Below are 16007 nucleotides of genomic sequence, written 5' to 3' on the forward strand. Positions count from 1 at the left end.
AGAAAACCGAGCAAGCGCTCGGGGAGAGTAGTGTGCCGGATTCGTCGAAAATCGGCAAAAACGCCGCTAAACAAGATTGAGTTGAGAGTTTTTGCGCCTGTCATATACTCGGCCAACTCTCCCGCGGTCTTGACGCTTGCACTCATAGAGAAGCACTCCAAGGGAAAGTTCTCCAGGTTTGGCGGCATAGCGCCAATCCAATAATAAAAAATTGAGGGATGGATTCATGACTACTCGTGAGACTGGCAGCGTGAAGTGGTTCAACGACGCCAAGGGCTACGGCTTTATCCAACGTGAAGGTGGCGCGGACGTGTTCGTCCACTACCGAGCGATTCGCGGTGAAGGCCACCGCTCGCTGACTGAAGGCCAGCAGGTGGAATACGCTGTGGTGGAAGGTCAGAAAGGTCTGCAAGCCGAAGACGTCGTCGGCCTGTAAGGGCTATGCCCTGTAGGCGCGAGGCGTGCTCGCGATAAACGCTATCGCGGGCAAGCCTCGCTCCTACCGAAATTGGAATCAGGCGTAAGCGCAATCAGGCGGTGCGCCAGGTAATCTCTTCTTCTCCATCGGCGCTGATGCGAATCCAGCGATCGGCGGACTCCTCACCTTCTTCCTCGACCCAACTGCCCGGCGCACAGCGCACTTCGACGTTGAGTGCGGCAAAGGCGGCGCGAGCGCAAGCGATGTCGTCATCCCAGGGCGTCTGGTCGCTTTCCAGGTACAGGCTGTTCCATTTGCCCACGGCCTTGGGCAACCACGTCACCGGAACCTCGCCAGCGGTGCATTTGTAGGTCTGGCCTTTCTGGACCCAGGCGCTGCAGGGGCCAAGCACGGTGCCGAGCCAGGCGGCGATGGCCTTGTAGTCGACGTCGGCGTCTTTCAGGTAAATCTCGATATCGGGCTGGCGCATGGATGTCCTCATTGCCGGTCTGAAAATCCATTCGCGGATTCATTCGACCCCGGGTCCATGCCCGAGGCCTTGGGTTCAAATAGGGTTATTGCAACACGAAGTAATCGTAGCGCATCGATACGCTGACCTCGAAAGGCTGCGGCTGTTCGATCACCGCGGCCCGGCGTTCGGCACTGGCGCGCCAGCCATGGGGCGTCATCGCCAGCAGGTTGGCGCGATCTTCCGGTCGTTCCAGGCTTAGCTTGAACTCCAGGACCTCGCTATGGGCCAGGGCCATGCCCTGTGGCACCAGGGCCAGGTGCTTGTCGTCAGTGTATTCACGGACTTCGTCGTACAGGCGTTCGCGCAGTTCCATCAGGTGGCCGCTGGTTGGCCCGACCTTCATCAGGCCGCCACCAGGGCTCAAGAGGCGCTTGGCTTCCTGCCAGTCCAGGGGACTGAAGACGCTGGCCAGGAACTGGCAGCTGGCGTCGGCCAGGGGGATGCGCGCCATGCTGGCGACCATCCACGTCAGTTGCGGCGCCCGGCGACAGGCGCGCTTGACCGCCTCCCGGGAGATATCCAGGGCGTAACCATCGGCGTCGGGCAGGGCCTGGGCCAGCTGCGCAGTGTAGTAACCCTCGCCACAGCCGATGTCGACCCAGCGCTGTGGTGCCCGTTCGGCAGCCAGCTCGGCCAGGCGCGCGGCCACCGGGGCGTAGTGCCCGGCGTTGAGGAAATCGCGGCGGGCCTCGACCATGGCCTGGTTGTCGCCCGGGTCGCGGCTGTTCTTGTGCTGCACCGGCAGCAGGTTCAGGTAGCCCTGGCGGGCACGGTCGAAGCGATGCCCGGCCGGGCACACCACGCCGTTGTCCTGGGTGTTCAGCGGCGCGCTGCAAAGAGGACAGGCAAGCATCAGGCGAGCAACCGGACCAGGGTCTGGTAGTAGATCTCGGTCAGCACGTCGAGGTCGCTGGCCAGGATCCGCTCGTTGACCTGGTGAATGGTGGCGTTGACCGGCCCCAGCTCCACGACCTGGGTGCCCAGGGTGGCGATGAAGCGGCCATCGGATGTACCGCCGCTGGTGGAGGCCTTGGTCTGGCGGCCGGTGACCTGCTTGATACTGGCCGATACCGCGTCCAGCAGGGCGCCGGGCTCGGTGAGGAACGGCAGGCCGGACAGCGCCCACTCCACATGCCAATCCAGCCCGTGCTTGTCGAGGATCGCCGCGACCCGCTGCTGCAGGCCTTCGACGGTGGACTCGGTGGAGAAGCGGAAGTTGAACAGGGCCACCAGTTCACCGGGGATCACGTTGGTGGCGCCGGTGCCGGAGTTGAGGTTGGAGATCTGGAAGCTGGTGGGCGGGAAGAAGGCGTTGCCGTCGTCCCAGTGCTCGGCCGCCAGTTCCGCCAGGGCCGCGGCGGCCAGGTGGATCGGGTTCTTGGCCAGGTGCGGATAGGCCACGTGGCCCTGGACCCCGCGGACCGTGAGCTTGGCGCCCAGGGAGCCGCGACGGCCGTTCTTGACCACATCGCCCACCAGGCTGGTGCTCGACGGCTCGCCGACGATGCACCAGTCCAGGCGCTCCTTGCGTGCCGCCAGGCGTTCGACCACGGCCTTGGTGCCATGGTGCGCCGGGCCCTCTTCATCGCTGGTGATCAGGAACGCCACCGAACCCTTGTGGTCCGGGTAATCGCCGACGAAGCGCTCGGCGGCCACCAGCATCGCCGCCAGGCTGCCTTTCATGTCCGCCGCGCCACGGCCGCAGAGCATGCCGTGTTCGTCGATCAGGGCCTCGAACGGATCGTTCTGCCAGGCCTGGACCGGGCCGGTGGGCACCACGTCGGTGTGGCCGGCGAAGCACAGCACCGGGCCCTCGTGCTTGCCATGGGTGGCCCAGAAGTTGTCCACGTCCTCGATGCGCATCGGTTCCAGCTGGAAACCGGCATCGCCCAGGCGCTGCATCATCAGTTTCTGGCAGTCGGCATCGACCGGGGTCACCGAAGGGCGACGGATCAGGTCACAGGCAAGTTGCAGGGTCGGCGAAAGCTCGGCATGGGCCGTCATGGGAAACTCCGGAGACGTTATAGGTAGGAGCGAGGCTGGCCCGCGATGGTCGCGAAGCGGTTTGCCCAAGGCGCCGCAAAGGTTTCATCGCGGGTAAGCCTGGCTCCTACTGTAATGGGGGCAAGGCGCGCAAAATGGCGGATATCTTAAAGCAAAACGGCGGCCTCAGGCCGCCGTTTAGTGCTTTGCGTCGATTCAGGCTGCAGGGGCCGGTTCAGGCTCCGGCGCCGGCTTGGGCAGCGACGACAGGAAGGCCATGACCAGTGCCGCCACGTAGGGCAGCGACTGCACCAGGAGCATGGTCACCCAGAAGCGCATGTCGTTGCTCGGCAGGCCCTGGACCAGGAAGATCCCCAACGCCGCGCCCCACAGCAGCAGCATGATGAACAGCTCTTCCCGAGCCTCGGAAATCGCCACCCAGAAACCATGGCTGTTGGCGTTCTTCGGCGTGCGGAAGAACGGGATGCTGCTGGTGAAGAAACCGTACAGCACTGCCTTGGCGATGGTATGGGACAGGGCCAGGCCGGCCAGGGCCGCGCAGAAGGCATCCTTGAGGTTCACGCCTACCGCACGGCGGTAGAGGAAGATGATCTTGCCGACCTTGAACACGAACAGCGCCAGGGGCGGGATGGCGAAGATCAGCAGCGGTGGGTCCACCTGCTTGGGCACGATGATCATCGCCGCCGACCACAACAGTGCGCCGATGGTGAAGAAGATGTTCATGCCATCGGCCACCCACGGCAGCCAGCCCGCCAGGAAGTGGTAGCGCTGGCCGCGGGTCAGCTCGGTGTCCTTGCCGCGCAGCAGGCTGGCGGTGTGGCGCTTGATGATCTGGATCGCGCCATAGGCCCAGCGGAAACGCTGCTTCTTGAAGTCGATGAAGGTGTCGGGCATCAGGCCCTTGCCGTAGCTTTCGTGGTGGTAGGCGGCCGACAGGCCCTTCTCGAACACCCGCAGGCCCAGCTCGGCGTCCTCGCAGATGCACCAGTCGGCCCAGCCCAGCTCTTCGAGCACTGAGCGCCGGGTCATGGTCATGGTGCCGTGCTGGATGATGGCGTCCCGGTCGTTGCGGGTGACCATGCCGATATGGAAGAAGCCCTTGTATTCGGCGTAGCAGAGCTTCTTGAAGGTGCTTTCGTTCTGGTCGCGGTAATCCTGGGGCGACTGCACGATGGCGATCTTCGGATCGGCGAAGTGCGGCACCATGTGCTTGAGCCAGTTGCGCTCCACGCAGTAGTCGGAGTCGATGACCGCGATCACCTCGGCGTCCTTGGCGGTATGCGGGATCAGGTAGTTCAGCGCGCCGCCCTTGAAACCGGCCAGGGGCGAGACATGGAAGAAGCGAAAGCGCGGGCCCAGGGTCTGGCAATAGGCCTGGACCGGTTCCCAGACGGCCGGGTCCTTGGTGTTGTTGTCGATGATCAGGACTTCGTAGTCCGGGTAATCGAGGTTGGCCAGGGCATCCAGGGTCTGCTTCACCATCTCTGGTGGCTCGTTGTAGCAGGGCACGTGGATCGAGACTTTCGGCCGGTAGCCGGAATCGCCTTCCACCGGCAGGAACTCGCGCCGGCGCTTGCGCACCCACACGGCCTCGGCCAGTTCGTGAGCCTCGGTGAGCAGGACGATGAACACCCCAAGGGCGCCCAGGGCCAGGAGGAAGCCCACGGTCAGGCTGAACCAGGTGCTGTATTGCTGGCTGTAGTCATAGCCGATCCAGACCAGCACCGAACCGCAGAGGAAGGCGATGAAGGTCAGGAACGTCCGGCCACGCTGGCGCAGGGCCGAGCCGTCGATCAGCAGGATTGCCAGGGACAGCATCGCCAGGACCACCGAGCCGATGGCCAGTACCCGCCATTGCGGGATGGCAACGACCGGGCCTTCGAAGTTGAATTTCTGTTGGCGGGAGGCGTTGAACACGCCCCAGTAGGCGCCCACCGAACCTTCGTCGCTGGCCTTCCACGGTTGGTCGAAGGCTTCGATGACGAAGTAGTTGTAGCCCTGGCGGTTGAGCTGGTTGACCAGGGTCCGCAGGTAGATCGCCTGGTCCGCCGGGCTGGCGTCAGCCCCTCCACGCATCCGGCCGTTGCTCGGCCAGCCCACTTCGGACAGCAGCAGCGGTTTTTTCGGGAACATTTTCTTCAGGTCGCGAGCCCGGTCGAGCACGAACTGCTCGGCCTTGTTCACTGGAATGAACTCCCAGTAAGGCAGGATGTGCGCGGCGATCAGGTCGACGTGCTGGGCCAGTTCCGGATGCTCTTCCCAGACGTGCCACTGCTCGGAGGTGGTGACGGGCACCTTCACCGCGGCGCGGACCCGGTCCAGGACCACGGACAGTTGGTCGGCGGTGATTTCCTTGCGGAAGATCGCCTCGTTACCCACCACCACCCGCACGACACTGCGTGAGGTATTGGCCAGCTCGATGGCACGCATGATCTCGCGTTCGTTGCGCTCCAGGTCCGGGCTGATCCAGATCCCCAGGGTTACCCGCAAACCGAACTCTTCCGCCAGCCGGGGAATGTCCTCCAGGCTGCCGTCCACCGAGTAGGTACGAATGTTGTCGGTCAGCTTGCTCATGATCTCCAGGTCGCGACGCATTTCATCGTCGGACGGGTACTGGTCCTTTTGTGGGAACTGACCCAGCTGGAAGGGCGAGTAGGAGAAACCGGAGATCTGTTCCGGCCAGTCGGGGGCCGAGACCGGGCGGTTGATCAACGCCCAGAAACCAGTGAACAGCGCGGCGATGGCCAGCACTATCACCAGGTTGAGTCCAAATTTACGCGATGACATAGCTATTTCGGGTTCCAAGAAGTGTGGAACGAGGGAAGGGGCGGCAGGCGCCAAAACGGCGCGCATCCTACACTGGCCCTCAACTGAGCGTACAGCGCACAGGGGACAGCGAGACCTTGGGCACCGTAATTGGGTTTAAGTTCTTTACTTGTAGCTTGCGACTTAAAACTTGTCGCGGCGAAGCCCTATAATGCGCGCCGGTTTTTTTGGGTGATGGTCATGAGTACAGAAGATCCACGGTTTGCTGGTGTCGCTCGTTTGTATGGCATCGAGGGCCTGGAGCGGCTGCGGGCGGCCCATGTGGCGATCGTTGGTGTCGGCGGCGTCGGTTCCTGGGCGGCGGAAGCCATTGCCCGTTGCGGGGTAGGGGAAATCTCGTTATTCGACCTCGACGATGTCTGCGTCAGTAACAGCAACCGCCAACTGCATGCCCTGGACAGCACCGTGGGCCGGCCCAAGGTCGAGGTCATGGCCGAGCGCCTGCGAGGCATCAATCCGGATTGCACGGTGCATGCGGTTTCGGATTTCGTCACCCGTGACACCATGGCCGAGTACATCACCCCAGATATCGATTGCGTGATCGACTGCATCGACAGCGTGAACGCCAAGGCGGCGCTGATCGCCTGGTGCAAGCGGCGCAAGATCCAGATCATCACCACGGGTGGGGCCGGCGGGCAGATCGACCCGACCCTGATCCAGGTCTGCGACCTGAACCGCACTTTCAACGATCCACTGGCCTCCAAGGTGCGCTCTACCTTGCGGCGCGATTATGGTTTTTCGCGAACCGTGACCCGGCACTACAGCGTGCCTTGCGTATTTTCCACTGAGCAACTGCGCTATCCCAAGCCGGACGGCAGCATCTGCCTGCAGAAGAGCTTCGTCGGGGATGGGGTCAAGCTCGATTGTGCCGGTGGTTTTGGTGCGGTGATGATGGTGACCGCGACGTTCGGCATGGTCGCGGCGACCAAGGCGGTGGACAAGCTGGTAGCGGGCGTGCGCCGTCCGTCCGAGCGCAACAAGGCGGTGTAGCCTTGCGGCCATAGGCATCACGGACTGGCCCGTGTAACAGCTGCCGCAGGCTGTGTACGGGCGCGCAGCGGCCGCTGGGTCTTGAATCCGCTGAGGGTCCTTCGGGCCTTGTCGCAGCCTCGCGGGCTCGGCGGTGAGTTACACGCTGGCCAGTTCGCCCATCCGTTGCAACACGGCATTCAGGCCGTTGGCGCGCGATGGCGAGAGCTGGCGCGACAGCCCCAGCTGGTTGAACCAGTCCGCCAGGTCCACCTCACGCAGCTCTTGCGCCGACAAACCGTTGACCCGCGCCAGCAACAGCGCCACCAGGCCACGGATCAGCCGGGCATCGGTGGCCGCGGCGAACTGCCAGCGGCCTTGATCCAGGGTCGCCACCAGCCAGACCTGGCTTTCACAACCGTGCACCCGATTGGCTTCGACCTTGGCGCTGTCGTCCAGGGCCGGCAGGCGTTCGCCCCATTGCATCAACAGGCGCGCCCGCTGTTCCCAGCCCGCGGCTTCCTGGAAGACCCGCAGCGCCGTGCTGGCCTCTTCCGGCAGGCTCATCGCAGCAGCTCCAGGGCCTGGTCCAGGGCTTCGAAGAAGCGCTCCAGGTCCTCTGAATCGTTGTACAGCGCCAGGGACACGCGGATCGCTCCATGCAAGCCAAGGCTCTTGAGCAAGGGCATGGCGCAGTGATGGCCGGCCCGCACGGCGATACCCTGCTCGGTCAGCAGGTGTGCCAGGTCGGCGCTGTGCACGCCGTCGACCACGAAGCTGATCAGCGCCAGCTGCGGCGTGCCCAGCAGCCGGATGCCGTTGCGCGCCTGCAGCCCGTGCAGCAGGTAGGCATGCAACTTCGCCTCATGTTCGGCCACGGCTTGCTGGTCCAGGCCGCCGAGGTAGTCGAGGGTGGCGCCGAGGCCGATGACCCCGGCGATCGCTGGGGTTCCAGCCTCGAAACCCAGGGGCGCCGGGCGGAACCTGGCGTGCTGGTAGTCGGCGTCCTGGACCATCTCGCCACCGAATTGCCAATGGCGCAGGCCCTTGAGCGCCGAATGACGACCGAAGAGCACGCCGACGCCTTCCGGGCCGTACAGCTTGTGGCTGGAGAACACATAGAAGTCGCAACCCATGGCCTGCACATCGTGCCGGCCATGGACCACGCCCTGGGCGCCATCGACCACGGTCAGCGCACCCTGGGCCCTGGCCATGGCCAGCAGCGGGGTCAAGGGTTGCCAGGCTCCCAGTACGTTGGACAGCTGGCTGACCGCCAGCAATCGGGTACGCGGGCCGATCAGGCGGCTCGCGGCGTCGATATCCACCAGGCCATCGGCGTCCAGAGGCAGGATCACCAGGCTCAGCCCGCGGCGTTGGGCCAGTTGCTGCCAGGGCAGCAGGTTGGCGTGGTGTTCCAGGGCGCTGACGACGATCTCATCGCCAGCCTCGAATTGATGCTCCAGGCCATAGGCCAAGAGGTTCAGCGCGGAAGTCGCGCCGTGGGTGAAGACCACCTGCCCGCTGTCACCGACATTCAGCCATTGCCCGACCTTGCTGCGGCTGTCTTCGAAGGCCTGGGTGGCATGGGCGCCGGGCAGGTGCTGGGCACGATGCACGTTGGCCGCGCCATTGGCGTAGTAGTGCGCCAGGGCGTCCAGCAGGGCCTGGGGCTTCTGAGTGGTGGCGGCGTTGTCCAGGTAGGTCTGGTCCTGGCGTTGCAGGGCGGCGATGGCCGGGAAATCGGCGCGCCAGGGGGAGGGTAAAAGCATGATGGCGAAACTCGTTCGAACAGGCCGGGCGCTGATGATAAGCGCCCGGCGGGTTCCGGTGGAACCGAGTGCTGGGCTCGCTTAGTTGTGAGCGTGCAGCGCTTCGTTCAGCTCGATGGCCGACTTGTGGGTCTTGCACTCCACCGCGCCGGTTTCCGAGTTGCGACGGAACAGCAGGTCAGGCTGGCCGGCCAGTTCCCGGGCCTTGAGGACCTTGACCAGCTGGTTGTTCTCGTCCAGCAGCGCCACCTTGGTCCCGGCGGTCACGTACAGGCCCGATTCCACGGTGTTGCGATCGCCCAGCGGGATGCCGATGCCGGCGTTGGCACCGATCAGGCAGCCTTCGCCGACCTTGATCACGATGTTGCCGCCACCCGACAGGGTGCCCATGGTGGAGCAGCCGCCGCCCAGGTCCGAACCCTTGCCGACGAACACGCCAGCCGATACGCGGCCTTCGATCATGCCCGGGCCTTCGGTGCCAGCGTTGAAGTTGACGAAGCCTTCGTGCATCACGGTGGTGCCTTCGCCGATGTAGGCGCCCAGGCGGATCCGTGCGCTGTCAGCGATACGCACGCCGCTTGGCACGACGTAGTCGGTCATTTTCGGGAACTTGTCCACCGAGAACACTTCCAGCAGTTCGCCGCGCAGGCGTGCTTCGAGTTGGCGCTCGGCCAGTTCGGCCAGGTCGATGGCGCCCTGGCTGGTCCAGGCGACGTTCGGCAGCAGCGGGAACACGCCGGCCAGGCTCAGGCCATGGGGCTTGACCAGGCGATGGGACAGCAGGTGCAGCTTGAGGTAGGCCTCGGGGGTGCTGGTCAGCTGGGCGTCTTCGGCCAGCAGGGTGGCGACCAGGGGCTTGTGGCTTTCGGCCAGGCGAGTCAGCAGGGCGGCCTGGGCGGCGTCGATACCCTTGAGGGCGTCGGCCATCTGCGCGGCCTGGGTGGTGCTGAAGGTGATGGCCTGGTTGCCTTCGCTGTAGCCGAGGATCGGCGCTACGGCGGCGACGATTTCAGCGGCTGGCTTGAGCAGCGGTGCTGCGTAAAACACTTCCAGCCAAGCGCCTTGGCGGTTCTGGGTGCCGACACCAAATGCCAGGCTGAACAGGGTAGTGGACATGCAGTTACCTCTTGCGAAATTGATTGAGCAGGCTTACTTGAGCGCCGCTGCGTAAAGGTCTGGCTTGAAGCCAATCAGGGTTCTGTTTCCGAGGTCGAGCACCGGACGCTTGATCATCGACGGTTGCGCGAGCATCAGTTCGACGGCCTTGGCCTGGTCGAGGTCGGCCTTGCTGGCGTCATCGAGCTTGCGAAAGGTAGTACCCGCGCGGTTCAGCACCACTTCCCAGCCGTGCTCGGCGCACCACTGGTTCAGGTGCTCGCGATCGATGCCGGAGGTCTTGTAGTCGTGGAAGTCATAGCTGACAGCGTGTTCATCGAGCCAGGTGCGCGCCTTCTTCATGGTGTCGCAGGCCTTGATGCCGAAAAGGTGCAACGTTTTGCTTGAAGCGGTCAAGGAATTGCCCCCTCTGGAGTGCTGGTAATCAAAGGTCCGGGATTATGCCACGACGGCGGCGCTTAGGCGTCGGCGGCGGCGGGGCTTTGTCGCATTGTGTTGCGCGGACCTGGGCGTTGCGACTTTCGTGCAGCGGTGTGAGTGCAGCTTAAGGGGCTAATATGGCACTTCTGCGGCGAATTGTTGCCGCGTTTGTGTGTCTGTTCTGAAAGTCCGAACCAGGAACCCCGCTTTATGCAAACCGCCTATACCGTCCTCATCATGCTGATGCTGGTGAGCCTCTCGCGTCTTGTCGGGCGGGTGATTCCACTGCCACTGCCCCTGGTGCAGATCAGTGCCGGGGCCCTGCTGGCCTGGCCGACCCTGGGCCTGCACGTGGCCCTGGACCCGGAGCTGTTCTTGTTCCTGTTCTTGCCGCCGCTGCTGTTTTCCGATGGCTGGCGCATGCCCAAGCGCGAGTTCTGGCGCTTGCGTGGCCCGATCCTGACCCTGGCCGTGGGGCTGGTGTTGTTTACCGTGGTCGGTGCCGGTTATTTCATCCACTGGCTGCTGCCGACCATCCCCTTGCCGGTGGCCTTCGCCCTGGCGGCGGTGTTGTCGCCTACCGACGCCGTGGCGGTCTCGGCGATTTCCCAGAATCGCCTGCCGACGCCGTTGATGCACATGCTCCAGGGCGAGGCGTTGATGAATGACGCCTCGGGCCTGGTGACCTTCAAGTTCGCCCTGGTGGCGGCGGTCACCGGGGTATTTTCCCTGGCCAATGCCAGCCTGACTTTCGTCCTGGTGGCGGTGGGTGGCCTGGCAGTGGGCGTGGCTCTGAGCTGGCTGGTGGGACGCCTGCGGGCCTGGATGATCGCCCGTGGCTGGGACGATCCGGCAACTCACGTGGTGTTCATGTTGCTGCTGCCGTTCGCCGCCTATGTGCTGGCCGAGCGCCTGGGGGCCTCGGGCATCCTTTCGGCGGTGGCGGCGGGGATGATGCAGAGCTGGCTCGACCTGCTGCCGCGCCAGACCAGCACCCGCCTGCTCAATCGCAGTGTCTGGTCGTTGCTGGAGTTCGCTTTCAACGGCCTGATCTTCCTGCTGCTGGGCCTGCAACTGCCGGACATCATCAAGGCGGTGGTCAGCCACGAGACTTCACTCTGGCCGACCCTGGCCTATCGCTGCCTGGATGTGGTGGCAATCTTCCTGGTGTTGCTGGTGCTGCGTTTCATCTGGGTGCAGAGCATCTGGCGCCTGTCGGGCCTGCTGCGGCGCTGGCGCGGCAAGGGCGAGCTGACCCTGGTGCCCACCGCGCGCTCCTGCTGGCTGCTGACCGTGGGCGGGGTGCGCGGGGCGGTGACGCTGGCCGGCGTGATGTCGGTGCCTCTATTTTTGGGCGCGGGTGAAGCCTTTCCCGAACGTGACCTGCTGATCTTCATTGCCGCCGGGGTGATCCTGCTGTCCCTGGTAGCGGCCTGCATCGCCTTGCCGCTGTTGCTGCGTGGCATCGTCAAGAGCCCTGACGACAAGCGTCGGGGTGAAGTGCGCGATGCCTGGCGCAAGACTGCCGAGGCGGCGATCCATGCGCTCGAAGCCGAGGAGGTCGCCGAGTCCGGCGAGGCTCCGGATGCCGCCCAGGCCGCCCTGAGCAGCGAGCTCAAGGGCCGGTTGATGGCCGAGTATCGGCACCAGCTGGAGGTCTACAACGATTCTGCCGAGGCCCAGGCCCTGGCCCAGCAGATGGACTTGCTGGAGCGGCGCCTGCGGCTCAAGGCCCTGCGGGCGCAACGGCTGGAGCTGTATCGACTGAGCCGCCAGCATCAGATCGGCGACGATGTGTTGCGTGAAGTGCTGGCGGAACTGGATTTGAGCGAGGCGAACCTGGGGCAGGTGAAGTGACGCTGGTGTAGGAGCGAGCGGGCGGCGATCCGACTGGCCCGCGATACAGACGGCGCAATGCACCTGATGCACCGCGTTATCGTTCATCGCGAGCAAGCTTCGCTCCTACAGGTTCGTGATATTACTTGTGGCGCTGGACGAAATCGCGAATCCGCTCGGCGGCCTCGACGCATTCGGCCAGTGGTGCCACCAGGGCCATGCGCACGCGGCCGGCGCCGGGGTTGGTGCCGTCCACATCGCGGGAAAGATAGGAGCCCGGGACCACGGTCACGTGTTCCTGTTCGAACAGGTCGCGGCAGAACACTGCGTCATCACCGGCCACGTTCGGCCACAGGTAGAAGCTGCCGTCCGGGCGCTGCACGTCCATCACTGGTGTAAGGATTGCCAATACCGCATCGAATTTCTCGCGGTACAGCGCACGGTTGGCCCGCACGTGGACTTCGTCGTTCCAGGCGGCGACGCTGGCCAGTTGGGTCTGCACCGGCATGGCGCAGCCGTGGTAGGTGCGGTACAGCAAGAAGCCCTTGAGGATCTCGGCATCGCCGGCGACGAAGCCCGAGCGCAGGCCTGGCAGGTTGGAGCGCTTGGACAGGCTGTGGAACACCACGCAGCGCTTGAAGTCCTTGCGGCCCAGCTCGGCGCAGGCGCTGAGCAGGCCGGGCGGCGGCGATTGCTCGTCGAAATACAGTTCGCTATAGCATTCGTCGGCGGCGATCACAAAGTCATGCTCATCGGCCAGGGCGATCAGCTTCTTCAAGGTCGCCAGCGGAATCAACGCGCCGGTGGGGTTGCCCGGCGAGCACAGAAACAGGATCTGGCAGCGTTGCCAGATCTCGGCCGGTACCGCGTCGAAGTCCGGGTTGAAGCCGTTCTCGTCCAGGCAGGGCAGGTAGTGCGGCTTGGCTCCGGCCAGGAAGGCTGCGCCCTCGTAGATCTGGTAGAACGGGTTGGGGCTGACCACCAGGGCGTCCTCGCCACGGTTGACCACGGTCTGGGTGAAGGCGAAGAGCGCCTCGCGGGTACCGTTCACCGGCAGCACGTTACGCGCCGGGTCGATCCAGCCCTCCGGTACGCCGAAGCGCCGCTCGCACCAGGCGCCGATGGCTTCGCGCAGGGCGGGGATGCCCAGGGTGGTGGGGTACACCGCCATCTGGTCGAGGTTGTTGGCCAGGGCCTCGGCGACGAAGCTCGGCGAACGGTGCTTGGGTTCACCAATGGATAGGGCGATGGGCCGCTTGCCAGGGTTGGGAATGACGCCGCCGAGCAAGGCGCGGAGCTTTTCGAACGGGTAAGGTTGCAACTGGTTCAGAGCGTTGTTCATCGATGCGGGGTCTCAATCAAAGCGTCGGTTCATGACCTGTCAGATGCTCAGGCGGGTCATTTCGATAGTCGGTTCATGGCTGACGCTCAACTGGCTGACGATCGCATCCTGCAGGCGACTGCACAGCTGGGGGTCGGAAAGGGGCTGGTTGTGCGCGTCGGTAATGAAGAACACGTCTTCTACGCGCTCGCCCAGGGTGGCGATCTTGGCGTTTTGCAACGACAGGTCGAATTCCAGGAAGATCTTGCCAATGCGCGCCAGCAGGCCTGGGCGATCGGGAGCGCTGAGCTCGAGCACCGTCACCGGACGCTGGGCGTCGTTGTGGATGGTCACCTCGGGAGCAAAGGCGAAGTGCTTGAGTTGGCGCGGCACCCGGCGCTTGATGATGGTCGGGTAGTCGTCGGGGTTGCGCAGGGCATCGGTCAGGCCCTTGCGGATCTGCTCGACCCGCTCTGGGTTATTGCCGATGGATTCGCCGTCGTTGTCCAGGACGATATAGGTGTCGAGGGTGAACTGGCTGCTGGAGGTGATGATCCGGGCGTCATGGATGTTCAGGTTGAGCTGGTCCATGGCGGCCACGGTCACCGCGAAGAAGTCGTGCTGGTCGGGCGCGTAGATGAAGATCTGGGTACCGCCTTCGAACTCGCGTTGGGTGATTTCCTTGATCAGCACCAGCGGGCCGCCGTCGGCCGGTTGCTGGAGGATGGCGTCACTGTGCCAGGCGACGTCGCCGGCGGTATGGCGCAGGAAATAGTCGTCCCCCAGTTGCGACCAGAGTTGTTCCACTTCGTCCGGGTCGGTGCCATTGCGTACCAGGATGTCCAGGGCTGCGCTCTGGGTCTGGCGGATCTGCTCCTCGCGATCCACCGGGTTTTCCAGGCCGCGACGCAGGGCGCGCTTGGTCTCGGTGTAGAGCTGGCGTAGCAGGCTGGCGCGCCAGGAGTTCCACAGGGTCGGGTTGGTGGCGTAGATGTCGGCCACGGTCATGACGTAGAGGTAGTCCAGGCGAGTCTGGTCCACCACGATCTGGGCAAAGTCGTGGATCACCTGCGGATCGGACAGGTCCTTGCGCTGGGCCGTGGTGGACATCACCAGGTGGTTCTGTACCAGCCACACGATCAGCCGGGTGTCCCACAGTGGCAGTTGGTGGCGGATGCAGAAGGCCTCGGCATCCACGGCACCGATTTCCGAGTGATCGCCGTGACGGCCCTTGCCGATGTCGTGATAGAGGCCAGCCAGGTAGATCAGCTCCGGCTTGGGCAGCTTGCCCATGAGCTTGCTGGCCAGCGGGAATTTCTCGGAAATGGGCGTGTACTGCAGCTTGCGCAGGTGCTTGATCAGGTTCAGCGTGTGGGCGTCCACGGTATAGATGTGGAACAGGTCGTGTTGCATCTGCCCGACGATGAAGCCGAACTCGGGCAGGTAGCGTCCGAGAATGCCGTAGCGGTTCATCCGGCGCAGGTTGCGATGGATGCCGATCTCGCATTTGAACAGTTCGATGAACAAGCTGGTGTTGCGGATATCGTGGCGGAAGTCGTCATCGATCAGGTGCCGGTGCTCACGTAGCAGGCGGATGGTGTCGGCGCGCACACCCTTGATTTCCGGGTGCTGGGCCATCAGCACGAAGATCTCCAGCATGGCGAACGGCGTGCGCTTGAACACGTTGTCGTTGATCGCCTCGATATAGCCATCGTGCAGTTGGAAGCGCGCGTTGATCGGTTGTACTGGCGCGGCATCCTCCGGGGCGAGGATCACTTCTTCGAAGTGCTGGATGATCAGGTCGCTCAGTTGGGCGATGCTCATCACCACGCGGTAGTACTGTTGCATGAAGCTTTCGATGCTCTGCTTCGCGTCGTCGCCTTCGAACCCCAGGAGGGAGGCGATAGAGCGCTGGTGATCGAGCAGCAGGCGGTCCTCGGCGCGTCCGGCGAGCATGTGCAGGGCGTAGCGTACGCGCCACAGGAATTCCTGGGAGGCGGCCAGCAGCGCATTCTCGTTTTCCAGCAGGAATCCTTCTCCCGCCAGGGCTCGCAGGTTCAGGGTGCCGTACTGGCGCCTGGCGACCCAGAGAATGGTCTGGATATCGCGCAGGCCGCCGGGCGAGCCCTTGACGTTGGGTTCCAGGTTGTATTCGGTGTCGTTGTACTTGTGGTGGCGAGCCTTCTGTTCCGCGCGCTTGGCGAGGAAGAAATCCTTGCTTGGCCACATGTGTTCGGTGCTGGTGACGTCCAGCATGCGTTGGCGCAGGCGCTCGGGGCCGGCGATGGTGCGGCTTTCCATCAGGTTGGTGATGACCGTCAGGTCCGAGCGGGCCTGTTCGGCGCACTCGTCCACCGAACGCACGCTTTGCCCGACTTCCAGGCCAATGTCCCAGAGCAGGGTGAGGAAGCGTTCGATGGAGTCGCGAAAGATTTCATGATCGGCCTGGTCCAGGAGGATCAGCAGGTCGATGTCCGAATAGGGGTGCAGCTCGCCGCGACCGTAGCCTCCGACAGCCACCAGGGCAATGTCGGCCTCTTCGCTCCATTTGAACTGATCCCAGGCCTTTTGCAGGATGTTGTCGATGAACCAGGCGCGATCTTCGATGAGCCGGCGGATTTCCCGACCGCTGCGAAAGCGGTTGTCGAGCACTTCCCGTGCCTGGCGGATGGCTTTCTTGAAGGCCGCGATGGGGCTGGCCTTCAGGGCCAGTTCCGCCTGGAACTGGCCGCGGTCGAAGAGTTCGGGATCCACCTGCGGCATCGATTGGCTTTCCTTTCTATCTATAAGGTCGGG

At 64.0% G+C, this 16007-nt stretch carries 13 protein-coding genes; 3 read left to right on the forward strand and 10 right to left on the reverse strand.

Annotated features, from left to right (window positions below; genetic code table 11):
* Positions 1–226: 226 nt before the first annotated feature.
* Positions 227–436 (forward strand): cold-shock protein, encoded by a 210-nt coding sequence (locus C4K39_RS05715; protein WP_022642562.1) that lies wholly within the window; start codon positions 227–229, stop codon positions 434–436.
* A gap of 94 nt (positions 437–530) precedes the next feature.
* Here the strand turns inward: C4K39_RS05715 and C4K39_RS05720 are convergent, their stop codons facing one another.
* The 4 genes from C4K39_RS05720 to C4K39_RS05735 form a co-directional block, all read right to left on the reverse strand.
* Positions 531–908 (reverse strand): hypothetical protein, encoded by a 378-nt coding sequence (locus tag C4K39_RS05720; protein WP_068583779.1) that lies wholly within the window; start codon positions 906–908, stop codon positions 531–533.
* A gap of 85 nt (positions 909–993) precedes the next feature.
* On the reverse strand, positions 994–1803 hold the full coding sequence (locus tag C4K39_RS05725) for a putative RNA methyltransferase (protein WP_068583788.1): 810 nt from the start codon (positions 1801–1803) through the stop codon (positions 994–996).
* The gene (dapE, locus tag C4K39_RS05730; RefSeq protein ID WP_068583793.1) at positions 1803–2954 is read right to left on the reverse strand and encodes a succinyl-diaminopimelate desuccinylase; all 1152 of its coding nucleotides are present in this window, start codon (positions 2952–2954) and stop codon (positions 1803–1805) included. The genes C4K39_RS05725 and dapE overlap by 1 nt, the downstream gene beginning before the upstream one ends.
* A 195-nt stretch (positions 2955–3149) precedes the next feature.
* A complete protein-coding gene (locus tag C4K39_RS05735) occupies positions 3150–5741 on the reverse strand; it encodes a glycosyltransferase (protein WP_068583796.1) in 2592 nt (863 codons plus the stop codon).
* A 219-nt stretch (positions 5742–5960) separates the two neighbouring features.
* On the opposite strand from C4K39_RS05735, the gene tcdA reads away from it, so the two are divergent.
* Positions 5961–6770 carry a tRNA cyclic N6-threonylcarbamoyladenosine(37) synthase TcdA gene (tcdA, locus tag C4K39_RS05740; protein WP_068583815.1) on the forward strand — a complete coding sequence of 270 codons (810 nt, stop codon included), beginning with the start codon at positions 5961–5963 and terminating at the stop codon, positions 6768–6770.
* Between the two features lie 138 nt (positions 6771–6908).
* Here the strand turns inward: tcdA and C4K39_RS05745 are convergent, their stop codons facing one another.
* From C4K39_RS05745 to C4K39_RS05760, 4 genes are all read right to left on the reverse strand, one after another.
* Entirely contained in the window at positions 6909–7316 is a 408-nt protein-coding gene (locus C4K39_RS05745) for a SufE family protein (RefSeq protein WP_068583799.1), read from the reverse strand.
* On the reverse strand, positions 7313–8518 hold the full coding sequence (locus C4K39_RS05750) for an aminotransferase class V-fold PLP-dependent enzyme (protein WP_068583801.1): 1206 nt from the start codon (positions 8516–8518) through the stop codon (positions 7313–7315). The genes C4K39_RS05745 and C4K39_RS05750 overlap by 4 nt, the downstream gene beginning before the upstream one ends.
* 81 nt (positions 8519–8599) lie before the next feature.
* Positions 8600–9634 carry a 2,3,4,5-tetrahydropyridine-2,6-dicarboxylate N-succinyltransferase gene (gene dapD, locus C4K39_RS05755; RefSeq protein ID WP_068583804.1) on the reverse strand — a complete coding sequence of 345 codons (1035 nt, stop codon included), beginning with the start codon at positions 9632–9634 and terminating at the stop codon, positions 8600–8602.
* A gap of 33 nt (positions 9635–9667) precedes the next feature.
* The gene (locus tag C4K39_RS05760; protein WP_241108959.1) at positions 9668–9976 is read right to left on the reverse strand and encodes an arsenate reductase; all 309 of its coding nucleotides are present in this window, start codon (positions 9974–9976) and stop codon (positions 9668–9670) included.
* Positions 9977–10264: 288 nt separating this feature from the next.
* Between C4K39_RS05760 and C4K39_RS05765 the strand changes: the two genes are divergently transcribed.
* Positions 10265–11911, forward strand: a complete 1647-nt coding sequence (locus C4K39_RS05765; protein ID WP_124345848.1) for a Na+/H+ antiporter — start codon at positions 10265–10267, stop codon at positions 11909–11911.
* A 121-nt stretch (positions 11912–12032) separates the two neighbouring features.
* Here the strand turns inward: C4K39_RS05765 and dapC are convergent, their stop codons facing one another.
* Positions 12033–13232: a succinyldiaminopimelate transaminase gene (gene dapC / locus C4K39_RS05770; protein ID WP_124345849.1), complete on the reverse strand. Its 1200-nt coding sequence runs from the start codon at positions 13230–13232 to the stop codon at positions 12033–12035.
* 39 nt (positions 13233–13271) lie between these two features.
* Positions 13272–15974, reverse strand: coding sequence for a [protein-PII] uridylyltransferase (locus tag C4K39_RS05775; protein ID WP_068580427.1), 2703 nt, complete (start codon positions 15972–15974; stop codon positions 13272–13274).
* Positions 15975–16007 lie beyond the last annotated feature (33 nt).

The sequence above is a fragment of the Pseudomonas sessilinigenes genome (assembly GCF_003850565.1).
Taxonomy (GTDB): domain Bacteria; phylum Pseudomonadota; class Gammaproteobacteria; order Pseudomonadales; family Pseudomonadaceae; genus Aquipseudomonas; species Aquipseudomonas sessilinigenes.